The organism is Streptomyces sp. NPDC030799 (assembly GCF_055572255.1).
The window spans coordinates 282,810-295,835 of sequence record NZ_JBVIDS010000006.1 but is presented as its reverse complement, the minus strand read 5'-3'; the positions used below and the strand labels follow the sequence as shown (position 1 = coordinate 295,835).

Genomic DNA, 13,026 nt, shown 5'->3' with positions numbered 1-13,026 from the left:
GGGCGGGGCCCGGGTGCTACCGCTCCCTGGCCCTGCCGGTTGTGCCTGCTCAGTGTTTCAGGTTGCGGTAAAGCGTCGCTGCGGCAACGAGCTGGACCAAGAGCCAGGCGATCTGACCTGACAGGCCGCGCAGCTGGTAGATCGACACCAGCAGGGCGAACGGGCTCGCCCAGTACTGCCGCTCCTCCCGGAAGGTCGCCATGTCCATCCAGATGCTGGTGAGCGTCAGGACGCTGAGCAGGAGCACGGTGTACAGGATGAGCTGACCGGGATCTTCGTCCGTGAGCTTGATCACCGCAGCGGCCATCAATCCGGGGATGCCGTAGGCAATGGTGAGCACCCATGCCCGGGCCTGGCTCCGGCGTCCGGGCAGCAGACGCCACAGCGCTCCGAGGGTGAAGCCGGCGGCCCCCCACGCCAACTGATAGAGAATCAGGTTGGCGATGAAGTCCGGCAGGCCGGTGGGGCCGTAGAGGGCTTGCTCCTGGGTATAGAAGTCCTGCAACTGAAAATAGACAAGGAGCGCAGTGGCCGGCGTTCCGAACCAGAATGCGAGACGTGCCGCGCGTGTCGCGTTGGACCACCAATGTCCCTCCGGTCCCCAGGCCAGGGCGACGTCCAGCACCGAAATCTGCTCCGGCGGATTCCCTCTGGCGCACGCGGCGACCAGCCACTGACGGAGCCGGCGCAGCTGGTCTTCCAGTTGCTCGCAGGTGACCGCGCCTGCGTGCCCCTGGTTCAGCAGGTACATCTGGTGGTTCACGTTGCGGTATTCGTGGGCCTTGGCCATCAATTCGCGCCGGTGTTTCTCGGTGCCCAGCCTCTGCACGCAGAAACGGTCTCCCAGCTGGCTCATTACGGACCATCGGCGCCCCATGGCGAGAACGATGTAAAAGGAAACAATGTTCAGTGGCAGCCAGACGCCGTACAGTGCGCTGGCGCCGACGAAGTTCGTGGCCCTGAGCTGGACGAAGAAGACGAACATCAAGACGATCAGCAGGAGGTCCGATTTGTCAGGCCCCCGGGAGAAGCGTTCGTATCGGCGACGGCCGTGTGCCTGGCGTGGCCTGTTGCGGAAGTGCAGCAGGGCCAGCAGTGCGATGCCTGTCAATACCCAGCTGTAGGCGGAAAGCCAAGTCAGGTCGGTGAAGAAGAATTTCGCCAAGACGTTGTTCACGGATTTGCTGTAGTCGGCCGAGTCATTGCGCTCGACAAGCCAGCTGATCCGCAGCCACCGTTGCTCGTTCACCCACCAGGCCCATGCGAGCAGAGCCACGGCGACGCCCGCCAGCAGGCAACCGACGGCGGCGACGCACTGGGCCGGATCCTTTTCCCACCGCGCGGCCCAGCGCCCGCGCAGCAGTCCTCCTTCGCGTGCGAAACGCCATGCCCAGGCGGCCATCGCGGCCAACCACAACCACATGGTCGCCAGGCCGAGCAGGACGAGCCCCGCGCGCCCCAAGGCGGTTGCCGTCTTCGGCTGCAGGTCCTCAGGAAGCCCGAAGGCATCATGGGCCAGGACCACCAGCAAGCCGATGCCCGCAACCGAACAGACAGCTGAGACGACAGCGCGCGCCTGGCGACGCTGGACGTCTTCTGGGCGTGCCGACTCGTCAGGTACGGCGCCGGGCGCGGCCGGTGGCGCATGGCGGCCCCACGGGCGGGCGGCGAAAACCAGGGCCAGGCCTGCGGGGATGCAGAGAAGGGCGTGCCACCGGTTTGACAGCTGCTGCTGTGAGAGGAGCAGCCGCAGCGTCAGGGCGACCGCCGCGCTGAGCAGGGCCCACTGCAGCAGCGTCTTCGGAAGGCTTGCTTCGCCCTGTTGGCCGGAGTTCTCGGCCTGACCTGTCGGTCGCTGGGGCACCACCGCACCCGAGGGTTGTCCGGCCGTCCCCTGCGCGGTGGCTGTTTCGGGGCGCCTGGCGCGGAGCGCGGCCAGAGCCAGCAGGATCGAGGCGGACACCCACCATGCGGCAATGCCTGCCGTGCTCCAGGACGACCGGCTGAGGAAGAGTGCCAAGGTGCGCTGCTGGGACAGTACGACCTCGCCCCTGACCTGCTCGGGGAGCTGGTTCTGCCACACCAGGGTGTTCTCGGTGGTGGACGACGCCTGTTCCGAGACGTCGTTGAAATTGAGACCACCCAGATCGGCCTCGATGTCTTTCCATCGGGTCGTCCGAAGCGTCGGCGGCCGGAGACAGAACACCCACTTCTTGCCTTGGGGAACGATCTGCCAAGGGCCTACCAGGATGGTTTTGTCCGAGGTGATCCAGTCGACCGCGACGTAGTGCACCTCGACCGAGGCGGCGGTGGCCTTCACCGTGGGGTCGTGGTGCCATTCGGTCCGCAATCCGGGAGCCTCGTCCCCGCGCAACAGACATCGCATCGCCTGGCGGTATTCCGGAGAGTTCTCACTGAATGTCAGATGCGTGGCCAGTGGCCACTTCCTGGGCACGTCCACCGTGAAATCAGAAGTGACCTGAGGGTGGGCGCGCTTGTGCTGCTGCAACCGGAGCGTGGCGTGAACCGCGCTGCCCCTGAGGCCGTCAGAGTGACAGTCAGCACCGGCATTCCGCTGTGCCGCCCCAGCCGTGCCGCACCCCCACAGGCATGCCACCAGCACCAAAAACGACAGCAGCCGCCACCGCCGAGTCATCACCATCGGGCCGACACCTCTCCCTGTCCCCGGTGAATCTAGGCAAGGTGTTGTACATGTCATGCACGGACACACGGCGGGCCCCCTGACTCACACCCCATTGGGGGCGTGCCAGTGGCATTTGCACGGGCCGGGTCGGCGGTCGACAATGGAAGCCGGTGACCGTCAGCCGATTGACGGAGGACCCATGACCGACACCAAGGCGGGCGCCCTCCTTCGAAATTCGCTTCCCCGCTTCGAGGAGGCCGAAGGACTGGGGCCCCAGGACGCCGAGTTCGTCAAGGACCTGGTGGCGGTACTGGCCAAGCACGGGAATCTGAACCGTTTCGGCCTGTGCCTGCTGCACGACCACTTCCCGCTCGCTGCGGATGAGGTGCTGGTCGAGACGAACGACCCAGAGGCCCGCACGCTCCACGCTCATGTGGAGAAGGCGGACCGGACACGGCACGCCAAGGCATCGCAGTGGCGGTTCGTGCCGCATGCCGAACGCGAGCCGGGCGGGGCCCGCGAAGCAGGCCCCTGTCAGGAGATCATGCTGTGTACCACGCTCGACCTGTGCCCGGGGCGCGAGGACGAGGAAGGCTAGGGGCCGAGCGCCAGGACGGCCAGGGGTGCCGCTCGTAGAAGTCGGCGCCTCTCCGTCGTACCGGTCAGAACTTGTTCTTCGGCGTGATCCCCAGCGACAACCCCGACAACCCTCGCTGCCGCCCGCCCAGCTTGCCCGCGATCGCGCGCAGCGCAGAGCCCGCCGGGGAGTCCGGGTCGGTCAGGACCACCGGCTTGCCCTCGTCGCCGCCCTCGCGCAGGCGCACGTCGATCGGGATCGAGCCGAGGACGGGAACCGAGGTGCCCGTCGTGCGGGTCAGGCCGTCGGCGACCAGCTGGCCGCCGCCTGTGCCGAAGACGTCGACCATCTCGCCGCAGTGCGGGCAGGGCAGGCCGGACATGTTCTCGACCACGCCGACGATCTTCTGATGGGTCTGGACCGCGATGGAGCCGGCCCGCTCGGCCACCTCCGCCGCTGCCTGCTGCGGGGTCGTCACGACCAGGATCTCGGCGTTCGGGATCAGCTGGGCGATCGAGATGGCGATGTCGCCGGTGCCGGGCGGGAGGTCCAGGAGCAGGACGTCCAGGTCGCCCCAGTAGACGTCCGCCAGGAACTGCTGCAGGGCGCGGTGCAGCATCGGTCCGCGCCAGACGACCGGGGCGTTGCCCGGGGTGAACATGCCGATGGAGATGACCTTCACGCCGTTCGCCGACGGCGGCATGATCATGTTCTCGACCTGGGTGGGACGGCCGTCCGCGCCCAGCATGCGCGGCACCGAGTGGCCGTAGATGTCGGCGTCGACCACGCCGACCTTCAGGCCGTCGGCAGCCATCGCCGCCGCCAGGTTGACCGTCACCGAGGACTTGCCGACGCCGCCCTTGCCGGAGGCGACCGCGTAGACACGGGTGAGGTTGCCGGGCTTGGCGAAGGGGACCTCGCGTTCGGCCTGGCCGCCGCGCAGGGCCGTCGCCAGCTCCTTGCGCTGTTCGTCGCTCATGACGTCGAGCGTGACGTCGACGCGGGTGACGCCCTCGACCCGGGAGACCGCCTCGGTGACGCGCTGGGTGATGGTGTCGCGCATGGGGCAGCCGGAGACCGTCAGATAGACGGTGACCGCGACCGCTCCGTCCGCGCCGATCTCCACCGATTTGACCATCCCCAGCTCGGTGATGGGTCGGTGGATCTCGGGGTCGTTCACCGTCGCCAGTGCCTCGCGCACCGCGTCTTCCGTAGCCATAAGGACGATGGTACGGCGCGCCGAGGGACCTGAGGGATGCCCCTCAGCGGTCGTCTGTGTCACGTCCCGGGGGGCGTTCTGTCCGTTCTGCCGGGAATACGATATGGCCGGGGTGCCCGTCGTGACGGCGGCGCTCCTCCAACTCCTTGACCAGGTCCTGCAGCTCCGAGCGGATCCAGTCGCGGGTGGCCACCTCGCCCAGGCCCATGCGCAGCGCGGCGACCTCCCGGGTCAGGTACTCGGTGTCGGCGATGGACCGCTCGTTCTGCTTGCGGTCCTGCTCCAGGTTGACCCGGTCGCGGTCGTCCTGCCTGTTCTGCGCGAGCAGGATCAGCGGGGCAGCGTAGGAGGCCTGCAGGGAGAGCATCAGGGTCAGGAAGATGAAGGGGTATTCGTCGAAGCGCAGGTCGCGGGGCGCGACGACGTTCCACACCACCCACGCGATGATGACGACCGTCATCCAGACGATGAAGCGTCCCGTGCCCAGGAAGCGGGCGATGCGCTCCGACAGCCGGCCGAAGGCCTCCGGGTCCCACTCGGGCAGGAACCGGTGGCGCGGCGGGCGCGGCTGGTCCAGACGGGGCGCGCGGGGCCGGCCGGCGGCCGTGGCGCCCGCCGGGGTGCTGCGCTCACGGGTGCTCTCACGCTCAGGAGCCATGTGCGGCCGCCCCCTCTCCCTCGTCCAGATGGAACTCGGTCTCCCGCCAGTCCTCCGGCAGCATGTGGTCCAGTACGTCGTCCACGGTCACCGCGCCCAGCAGCGACCCGGACTCGTCCACCACGGGCGCGGCCACCATGTCGTACGTGGCGAAGAACCCGGCGATGACGGGCAGTGCGGCGTCCGGGGCCAGGGTCTGCAGGTCCTCGTCCACGAGCGAGCTGACCAGCGTGTACGGGGGGTCGCGCAGCAGCCGCTGGAAGTGGACGGTGCCCAGGTACTTGCCGGTCGGGGTCTCGTCGGGTGGCCGGCAGACGTAGACCTGGGCGGCGAGGGCGGGGGAGAGGTCGGGGTTGCGGACCCGGGCGAGCGCGTCGGCGACCGTGGCGTCCGGGCGCAGCACGATCGGCTCGGTGGTCATCAGACCGCCGGCCGTGTGCTCCTCGTACGACATCAGGCGGCGCATGTCGGCCGCGTCGGACGGCTGCATCAGGCTCAGCAGCCGTTCCTTGTCCTCCTCGGGCAGCTCGGAGAGCAGGTCGGCCGCGTCGTCGGGGTCCATGGCCTCCAGGACGTCCGCCGCGCGCTCCTCCTTCAGCTTGCCGAGGATCTCGATCTGGTCGTCCTCGGGGAGTTCTTCGAGTACGTCGGCCAGGCGGTCGTCGTCGAGCGCGGCGGCGACCTCGGCGCGCCGTTTGGGGGAGAGGTGGTGCAGGACGTTGGCGAGGTCGGCCGGGCGCAGCTGCTCGAAGGTGGCGAGCAGGCTCTCGGCGCCCTGCCCGTGCTCCTCCAGTGAGAACCCGGTGACGGCGGACCACTCGACGGTCAGCGTCTCTCCCCTGGCCCGCCGGAAGGCGGTCGCCTTGCGGCCCTTGCGGACGAAGACGCGGTCGACCTCCCAGTCGCGACGGGCGGGCAGCTGCTGCACGGACACGTCGAGGACGGTGACCTCCTCGCCGGTCTCCGCCAGCCGCACGCGGCGGTCCAGCAGCTCGCCGAAGACCAGCCGCTCGGTGGGCCGCTGCTCGAAGCGCCGGACGTTCATCACGCCGGTGGTGATGACCTGCCCGGACTCGACGCCGGTGATCCGGGTCATGGGCAGGAAGATACGGCGCCGGGTGGCCAGTTCGACGACCAGCCCGAGCAGCCGCGGGGGCCTGCGGCCCACGCGCAGCATCACGACCAGATCGCGGACCCGGCCCACCTGGTCGCCGCTCGGGTCGAAGACGGGGACCCCGGCGAGATGCGAGACGAAGATCCGGGGGGCGCCGGCTGCCATGACTGTGCTTCCTCTGCTGACGTGCCTGGGAATCGCCCTTTGATCGGGTGTTCCGCTTTCTTTGTGAATTGCTCGGATTTGCCCGCTCGGGTGCGCTTCAGGCTAGCCCGTACTGCTCGGATACGCCCTGGTGGGGAGTCCGGACGGACTGGCTCCGCCGGGCGGCCCGGGCACCGGTACGCTGCGGTACTCCGCTCTGGAACCGTCAGAAAGGCGACCCCACCTGTGACTGCGATTCCCCTGGGCCGCGCCCGCCGGGCCGCGCGGGTGACCGCGTTGTGCGCCTTCGCTGTGACGGGGACGGCGGTGCTGACCGGGTGCGGTGGCGGCGATCCGGACGCGGGGACGAACGGTGTGGGCAAGCTGCCCGCCGACCGGATCCAGGCGAAGACACGGGCTGCCGCCCAGGGGGCGCCGGCGGTACGGCTGTCCGGGACCGTCGTCACCAGCGGGCGGACGTACGAGCTGGACATGCAGCTGAAGGCCGACGGCGGCACCGGGTCGGTGACCTCGAAGGGAGCGACCTTCAAGCTGCTCAGGGTCGGGAAGCAGCTGTATCTGAAGGCCGACGCGGGCTTCTGGAACCAGGCCGACGGCAAGGGCGACGGGGACGGCGCGGCGGGGAAGCTGAACGGCAAGTACGTGAAGGTGCCGCAGGGCGACCCCGCGTACAGGAAGTTCAGCGGTTTCACGGACAAGGACGTCCTCCTCGACGGGCTGCTGACACTGCACGGCACACTGGCGACGGACGGCCACCACGACGATGCGGGTACCCGCACCATCCGCATCACCGGCGACAAGGGCTCCGGCGGCACGCTGGACGTCTCCCTCCAGGGACAGCCGTATCCCCTCCGCCTGGTCCGGGCCGGCGGCGCGGGCACGCTCACCTTCTCCGACTGGGGCAAGGACTTCGCCGTGGCCGAGCCCGCGAAGGGAGAGACGGTGGACTACGGCAGGCAGCTGCCGACGTCCTGAGCACCGGCGACTCTCCGCAGCGCCGACGGCTCATGTCCGCCGCAACGGTGATCAACCACGACGGTGCCGAGCGGCGGTGCCGAACCGCGCCCAGCCCCTCGCGTCACTTTCCCTTCCGCCGCTTCGCCAGCAACTTCGGCAGCCCCGCAGGGACGGGCATCCGCGTGGTCGCCGCAGTCGCAACCGGAGGCTCGGCCAGGCTGCCGTCGGGCAACGGCGCCACCGCCCCCGCCGGAGCCAGGCGCAGCACCCGGCACTCGCGGGACCAGCGGGCCGGCATCTCCTCGCCGTCGGGGGCGTTCAGACGCTTGCCCTTCAGCTCGGCGACCGCCGCCTCCCACTCGGCGGAGCCGGGCGGCAGCTCGGACACGGTCGCCGGGAACGTCACCAGCCGGCCGCCCTTGTCCTTGCTGCGCACGGTCACCTCGGCGGAACCCCCGTCGGCCAGCCCCTCCAGCGGCTGCTCACCGGGTCCGTCACCGACCAGGCACACCGCGCCCTCGTGCCAGACGTGCCACAGGGCACGCGCGGCCGGGGCACCGGCGCCCCTGACCCAGATGAGGCCGGACTTCTTGGCGGCCTCCTCGATGAGGGCCCGGTCGAGCAGCTCGCTTGTCATGCGCCCAGCCTATCCAGCGCCCGCTCACAGCCAGCCGTTGCGCTTGAGCGTGCGGTGGATGCCGAGACAGATGACGACCGTGATGCCCATGATCACCGGGTAGCCGTACTTCCAGTGCAGCTCGGGCATGTACGTGAAGTTCATGCCGTAGACCCCGCACACCATCGTCGGTACGGCGATGATCGCCGCCCAGGCGGTGATCTTGCGCATGTCCTCGTTCTGCGCCACGGACGCCTGCGCCAGGTTGGCCTGGAGGATGGAGTTGAGGAGTTCGTCGAAGCCCAGTACCTGCTCCTGGACCCGGGCGAGGTGGTCGGCGACGTCTCGGAAGTACTTCTGGATGTCCGGGTCGATCAGCCGCATCGGCCGCTCGCTCAGCAGCTGCATCGGCCGCAGCAGGGGCGCCACTGCCCGCTTGAACTCCAGCACCTCACGCTTGAGTTGGTAGATCCGCGCCGAGTCCACACCCCGGGACACCCCGCCCTTGCGGCCCGGCGAGAACACCTCGGTCTCCACCTCGTCGATGTCGTCCTGCACCGCGTCGGCGACCGCGATGTAGCCGTCCACGACATGGTCGGCGATCGCGTGCAGCACCGCCGAGGGGCCCTTGGCGAGCAGATCCGGGTCGTCCTGCAGGCGGTGGCGCAGTGCCCTGAGCGAGCCCTGACCGCCGTGCCGCACGGTGATGAAGAAGTCCCGGCCGGTGAAGCACATGACCTCACCCGTCTCGACGACCTCGCTGTTGGCGGTGAGCCGGTCGTGCTCGACGTAGTGGATGGTCTTGAAGACGGTGAAGAGCGAGTCGTCGTACCGCTCCAGCTTGGGCCGCTGGTGCGCCTGCACCGCGTCCTCGACGGCCAGCGGGTGCAGCCCGAACTCGCTCGCGATACCGGCGAATTCGGCCTCGGTCGGCTCGTGCAGCCCGATCCACACGAACCCGCCGTCGCGCCGCACCAGCCGCATCGCCTCGTGCGGGGTGAGCGGCTTGGCGCTCGCGACACGGGCACCGTCGCGGTAGACGGCGCAGTCCACGACGGCCGAGGGCGTGGCGGGGTCGCGGGTGGTGTCGTACGACGGGCTGGACACGCCCGCGGGCTTGCGCAGCGAGACACGGGACGGACGGACCACGGCGCGCAGGTCGCGGATCATCGACATGGGCAGGCTCCTTCGCGACAGGCAACGAAAGACCGCCGGCGACGGGTGGAACTACCCGGAATGAGGACGTTTTCACTGCGGATGTTTGGCACGTCCACAAAGCGGGGAGCACCGCACCGTCGCGGTGGCGACTTCGCTACTGATGCAGAACTGATTCGATCAGGCAGATCGGGTGATCAGACGATCAGGGCAAAGCGAAACGAGGTGCTCTTCCGAAGGGCAACGCGCACGGGAAGGCGGCAGCAGCCAGCCAGAAAACAGCCAGTGACTACATCAACGGGCGATCAACGGGCGGAAGAGCGAGTGGTACTGCACGGTCGACTTCGATCCATGACAGCCCCACCTCCTCCGGCCGGTCCCTCGTAAGGGAGTCTCATCGGCGTCGGGACTCGATAGCGACGCTTCTACGTGCTGTCCCGAACCACCGGCTCAGCGTAGCAGCCGCCCGATGTGTCAAGGCGCCGCTTTGCCCGCTACTGACGAGTTCTATGCTCACCGCATGGTTGATGTTCTTCCTCTGGTCGAGGCACGGTTGACCACCGCGCTGGGCGAACCGGACGCGCGCGCCGCCGTCACCTTCCTCGGCACGGACCGCATCGAGGTGCTCCGGTTCCAGGAGGGGGACGTCGTGCGGTACGCCACCCTCGGTATGTCCGCGCACCCCATGACCGATCCCACCGCGACGCTCGCCGACCCGGTCAAGGGCCCTCGCGCCGAGCTGGTCCTCTCCGTCCGCGCAGGTGTCGCCGACACCGACAAGGTGCTCCGTCCGCTCGCCGTGCTGGCCGCGTCACCGCAGGTGGAGGGGCTGATCGTGGCCCCGGGCGGCTCCCTGGACGTGGGTGACCCGCTGTGGCCCGGCGCCCCCTTCACCTCGGTCCTGGTGGGCGAGCCCGGCGGCCTGGTGGAGGACCTGGAGCTGGACGACCCGATGGAGCCCGTACGGTTCCTGCCGCTGCTGCCGATGACCCCGAACGAGGCCGCCTGGAAGCGGGTGCACGGCGCCCAGGCCCTCCAGGAGCGGTGGCTCGCGAACGGGACGGACCTGCGCGACCCCGCCCGCAGGTCCGTCCCGCTGGAGTAGGCGTCGGCGTGAGCAACCTCACCAAGTGACGCCGGGGTGCGGTCAGTTGGCAAGGACGCCGGCCCCGTCCTCGACGGCGTGCCTCGGCGCCGGTCCCTGCGCCTTCCGGGCGGGCGCCCGGTGCCGTACGACGACCACCGCCGTGGCCGCCGCCACCGTGTTCCCTCCGGACGGGTGATCGTCCTTGACGTGGGCGGGCAGGGGTAGGACCGTGGAGCCCTATGAGGGGCGAACCCAGTTGCCCGCGGTGTGGTGGCCGGGTCAGGGCTCCCGGTCTCTTCGCCGATGCGTGGCAGTGTGATGTGCACGGCACGGTGTATCCGCTGCAGCCCGTGATCCCGCCCAGCGTCGAAGCCCTCGGTGCCGTCGTGCACCGCACGCACGTCCCGCTGTGGATGCCCTGGCCGCTGCCGGTCGGCTGGCTCTTCACGGGCGTGGCCTACGCCGGCGACGACCGCAGCGGCGGCCGCGCGACCGCCGTGGCCTGCTCCGGACCCGGCCCGCTCGGCGGCCCCGGGGAGCTGATCCTGGTCGCCGAGGAACTCGGTGTCGGTCTCGGCGCGCGGTACGCGGGCATCGACGGCCCGGACCCGGGGTCGTACATGAACATCGAGAAGCCGCCCCAGGCCAAGGTCCTGGCCGCCGGCCGCCCGACCCCGCTCTGGCACGTCTACCGCACCCCGGACGACCGCGCGGTCTTCGCCGGCGAGGCCCTCGGGATGTGGCTGTGGGCGGTGATGTGGCCCGAGCAGTCCGCGCTGCTCATGTACGACGAGCTGGTGCTGACGGATCTGCGGGACGCGGGGGCGGAGCTGGATCTGGTGCCCTGCGGAGCGTTGTCGCCGCGCTTGCTTCGGCCGTAGCGCCCACCGGGGTGCCGGGAGCTTTCTCGTCGGCGGGTGCGGGTGCGTTGTGGCTTGTCGCGCAGTTCCCCGCGCCCCCAGGGGGGTGCAGTAGGGGGCGCTGAGTGGTTGCGGGTGTGACAGGGGGCGTGGAAAACCCGGCTATCCTTAGGTGTCCCCTTCCGTAACCGTCACCGCCTGGAGTTTGCGTGCGCATCGATCTGCACTGTCACTCCACGGCCTCCGACGGTACGGACACGCCGGCCGAGCTGGTGCGGAATGCCGCCGCCGCCGGCTTGGACGTCGTCGCGCTGACGGATCACGACACCACCCGTGGGTACGCCGAGGCGGTCGCCGCGCTGCCCGAGGGGCTCACGCTGGTCACCGGCGCCGAGCTGTCCTGTCGTATCGACGGCATCTCCATGCACCTGCTGGCCTATCTCTTCGATCCCGAGGAGCCCGCTCTGCTCGCCGAGCGTGAGCTGGTGCGGGACGACCGGGTACCGCGGGCCAAGGGCATGATCGCCAAGCTGGACGCGCTGGGCGTGCCGGTCACCTGGGAGCAGGTCGAGCGGATCGCCGCCGGCGGCTCCGTGGGGCGCCCGCACATTGCGACGGCGCTGGTCGAGCTGGGTGTCGTGCCGACGGTGAGCGACGCGTTCACCGAGGAGTGGCTGGCCGACGGCGGCCGGGCCTTCGTGGAGAAGCACGAGACCGACCCCTTCGAGGCGATCCGGCTGGTCAAGGGCGCGGGCGGGGTCTGTGTGTTCGCACACCCGGCCGCCGCCAAGCGGGGTCGCACGGTCCCGGAGGCGGCGATCGCCGAGATGGCCGCGGCCGGTCTGGACGGCATCGAGGTCGACCACATGGATCACGACGCCGAGGCGCGCGACCGGCTGCGGGGGCTGGCGAAGGAGCTGGATCTGCTGGTCACGGGCTCCTCGGACTATCACGGCAGCCGCAAGACCGTGTCGCTGGGCGCCTACACGACCGACCCCGAGGTGTACGGGGAGATCACGCGACGGGCGACCGGGGCGTTCCCGGTGCCGGGCACCGGCGGGGCCTGAGGCCGTCAGCGGCCCTCACGCGCCCTCAGTTCACCCTTTCCAGCAAGGCCAGTACTTCCCCCATGTTCGACATCGCCGTCTTCGGCTCCCTGTTCCTGACCCTTTTCGTCATCATGGATCCCCCGGGGATCACCCCGATCTTCCTCGCCCTCACCGCCGGCCGTCCGGCCAAGGTGCAGAAGCGCATGGCCTTCCAGGCCGTGTGCGTGGCGGGCGGGGTCATCGCCACGTTCGGCGTCCTGGGCCATCAGATCCTCGACTACCTGCACGTCTCCGTCCCCGCGCTGATGATCGCGGGCGGCCTGCTGCTCCTGCTGATCGCGCTGGACCTGCTCACCGGCAAGACCGACGAGCCGAAGCAGACCAAGGACGTGAACGTGGCGCTCGTACCGCTGGGCATGCCGCTGCTGGCGGGACCCGGTGCGATCGTGTCCGTGATCCTGGCCGTGCAGAAGGCCGGCAGTGTGGCCACGCAGATCTCGGTGTGGTCCGCGATCCTCGCGATCCATGTCGTGCTGTGGCTGGTGATGCGTTACTCGCTGCTGATCATCCGCGTCATCAAGGACGGCGGTGTCGTGCTGGTGACACGGCTGGCGGGCATGATGCTCTCCGCGATCGCCGTGCAGCAGATCATCAACGGGATCACTCAGGTGATCCGGGGGAGCTGACCCTCGTCGGCTCGGCTCCCCCGGAAAGCTTGAGTGGCGCGGAACGCGTGGGCGTTACGAGGCCTTGGTCTCGGCCGGGCGGATCCACAGGCGCTGTCCGATGGCGGCGGCCTGCTGAACGATCCGGTTGACGGAGGCGGCGTCCACGACGGTGCTGTCCACGGTGGTGCCGTCGACCTCGTCGAGTCGCATGATTTCGAAGCGCATGGGCTTCTCCCTTCGTCTGGTCATCCTCCTGC

Annotated in this window: 13 protein-coding genes; 6 read left to right on the top strand and 7 right to left on the bottom strand. The window is 69.5% G+C overall.

Features of this window, described 5'->3' with window-relative positions; translation table 11 throughout:
- Positions 1-49 precede the first annotated feature (49 nt).
- Positions 50-2,662: a DUF6185 family protein gene (locus ACZ41I_RS17490; protein WP_468514507.1), complete on the bottom strand. Its 2,613-nt coding sequence runs from the start codon at positions 2,660-2,662 to the stop codon at positions 50-52.
- A 181-nt stretch (positions 2,663-2,843) separates the two neighbouring features.
- On the opposite strand from ACZ41I_RS17490, the gene ACZ41I_RS17485 reads away from it, so the two are divergent.
- Complete coding sequence (locus tag ACZ41I_RS17485; protein WP_468514506.1) at positions 2,844-3,242, top strand: hypothetical protein; 399 nt, start codon at positions 2,844-2,846, stop codon at positions 3,240-3,242.
- 64 nt (positions 3,243-3,306) lie between these two features.
- On the opposite strand, the gene ACZ41I_RS17480 is transcribed toward ACZ41I_RS17485, so the two are convergent.
- From ACZ41I_RS17480 to ACZ41I_RS17470, 3 genes are read right to left on the bottom strand one after another with little or no spacing between them, the layout of a single operon-like run.
- The gene (locus ACZ41I_RS17480; protein WP_363216029.1) at positions 3,307-4,440 is read right to left on the bottom strand and encodes an Mrp/NBP35 family ATP-binding protein; all 1,134 of its coding nucleotides are present in this window, start codon (positions 4,438-4,440) and stop codon (positions 3,307-3,309) included.
- A gap of 43 nt (positions 4,441-4,483) precedes the next feature.
- A complete protein-coding gene (locus ACZ41I_RS17475; protein ID WP_363216030.1) occupies positions 4,484-5,098 on the bottom strand; it encodes a DUF1003 domain-containing protein in 615 nt (204 codons plus the stop codon).
- Entirely contained in the window at positions 5,088-6,377 is a 1,290-nt protein-coding gene (locus ACZ41I_RS17470; protein WP_363216031.1) for a magnesium transporter MgtE N-terminal domain-containing protein, read from the bottom strand. The genes ACZ41I_RS17475 and ACZ41I_RS17470 overlap by 11 nt, the downstream gene beginning before the upstream one ends.
- 225 nt (positions 6,378-6,602) lie before the next feature.
- Here ACZ41I_RS17470 and ACZ41I_RS17465 point away from each other — a divergent pair, with 225 nt between their 5' ends.
- On the top strand, positions 6,603-7,352 hold the full coding sequence (locus tag ACZ41I_RS17465) for a hypothetical protein (protein WP_363216032.1): 750 nt from the start codon (positions 6,603-6,605) through the stop codon (positions 7,350-7,352).
- 103 nt (positions 7,353-7,455) lie between these two features.
- Here the strand turns inward: ACZ41I_RS17465 and ACZ41I_RS17460 are convergent, their stop codons facing one another.
- Together ACZ41I_RS17460 and ACZ41I_RS17455 are read right to left on the bottom strand one after the other, a co-directional pair.
- Complete coding sequence (locus ACZ41I_RS17460) at positions 7,456-7,971, bottom strand: hypothetical protein (protein ID WP_363216033.1); 516 nt, start codon at positions 7,969-7,971, stop codon at positions 7,456-7,458.
- A 24-nt stretch (positions 7,972-7,995) separates the two neighbouring features.
- Positions 7,996-9,126 carry a magnesium and cobalt transport protein CorA gene (locus ACZ41I_RS17455; protein ID WP_468514505.1) on the bottom strand — a complete coding sequence of 377 codons (1,131 nt, stop codon included), beginning with the start codon at positions 9,124-9,126 and terminating at the stop codon, positions 7,996-7,998.
- Positions 9,127-9,625: 499 nt separating this feature from the next.
- Here ACZ41I_RS17455 and ACZ41I_RS17450 point away from each other — a divergent pair, with 499 nt between their 5' ends.
- The 4 genes from ACZ41I_RS17450 to ACZ41I_RS17435 all read left to right on the top strand — a co-directional run bounded on the left by ACZ41I_RS17450 (position 9,626) and on the right by ACZ41I_RS17435 (position 12,787).
- Positions 9,626-10,210, top strand: coding sequence for a suppressor of fused domain protein (locus ACZ41I_RS17450; RefSeq protein ID WP_363216035.1), 585 nt, complete (start codon positions 9,626-9,628; stop codon positions 10,208-10,210).
- A gap of 221 nt (positions 10,211-10,431) precedes the next feature.
- Entirely contained in the window at positions 10,432-11,073 is a 642-nt protein-coding gene (locus tag ACZ41I_RS17445; protein ID WP_363216036.1) for a DUF6758 family protein, read from the top strand.
- A gap of 188 nt (positions 11,074-11,261) precedes the next feature.
- A complete protein-coding gene (locus tag ACZ41I_RS17440; RefSeq protein WP_399764311.1) occupies positions 11,262-12,119 on the top strand; it encodes a PHP domain-containing protein in 858 nt (285 codons plus the stop codon).
- Positions 12,120-12,181: 62 nt separating this feature from the next.
- Complete coding sequence (locus ACZ41I_RS17435; RefSeq protein WP_363216038.1) at positions 12,182-12,787, top strand: MarC family protein; 606 nt, start codon at positions 12,182-12,184, stop codon at positions 12,785-12,787.
- A gap of 54 nt (positions 12,788-12,841) precedes the next feature.
- Here the strand turns inward: ACZ41I_RS17435 and ACZ41I_RS17430 are convergent, their stop codons facing one another.
- On the bottom strand, positions 12,842-12,994 hold the full coding sequence (locus tag ACZ41I_RS17430) for a hypothetical protein (protein WP_019058373.1): 153 nt from the start codon (positions 12,992-12,994) through the stop codon (positions 12,842-12,844).
- Positions 12,995-13,026 lie beyond the last annotated feature (32 nt).

Bases quoted from the DNA above. Each gene is read 5' to 3' on its own strand.
- ACZ41I_RS17490 (WP_468514507.1), bottom strand. From the start codon at position 2,662: ATGGTGATGACTCGGCGGTGGCGGCTGCTGTCGTTTTTGGTGCTGGTG.
- ACZ41I_RS17485 (WP_468514506.1), top strand. From the start codon at position 2,844: ATGACCGACACCAAGGCGGGCGCCCTCCTTCGAAATTCGCTTCCCCGC.
- ACZ41I_RS17480 (WP_363216029.1), bottom strand. From the start codon at position 4,440: ATGGCTACGGAAGACGCGGTGCGCGAGGCACTGGCGACGGTGAACGAC.
- ACZ41I_RS17475 (WP_363216030.1), bottom strand. From the start codon at position 5,098: ATGGCTCCTGAGCGTGAGAGCACCCGTGAGCGCAGCACCCCGGCGGGC.
- ACZ41I_RS17470 (WP_363216031.1), bottom strand. From the start codon at position 6,377: ATGGCAGCCGGCGCCCCCCGGATCTTCGTCTCGCATCTCGCCGGGGTC.
- ACZ41I_RS17460 (WP_363216033.1), bottom strand. From the start codon at position 7,971: ATGACAAGCGAGCTGCTCGACCGGGCCCTCATCGAGGAGGCCGCCAAG.
- ACZ41I_RS17455 (WP_468514505.1), bottom strand. From the start codon at position 9,126: ATGTCGATGATCCGCGACCTGCGCGCCGTGGTCCGTCCGTCCCGTGTC.
- ACZ41I_RS17450 (WP_363216035.1), top strand. From the start codon at position 9,626: ATGGTTGATGTTCTTCCTCTGGTCGAGGCACGGTTGACCACCGCGCTG.
- ACZ41I_RS17445 (WP_363216036.1), top strand. From the start codon at position 10,432: ATGAGGGGCGAACCCAGTTGCCCGCGGTGTGGTGGCCGGGTCAGGGCT.
- ACZ41I_RS17435 (WP_363216038.1), top strand. From the start codon at position 12,182: ATGTTCGACATCGCCGTCTTCGGCTCCCTGTTCCTGACCCTTTTCGTC.
- ACZ41I_RS17430 (WP_019058373.1), bottom strand. From the start codon at position 12,994: ATGCGCTTCGAAATCATGCGACTCGACGAGGTCGACGGCACCACCGTG.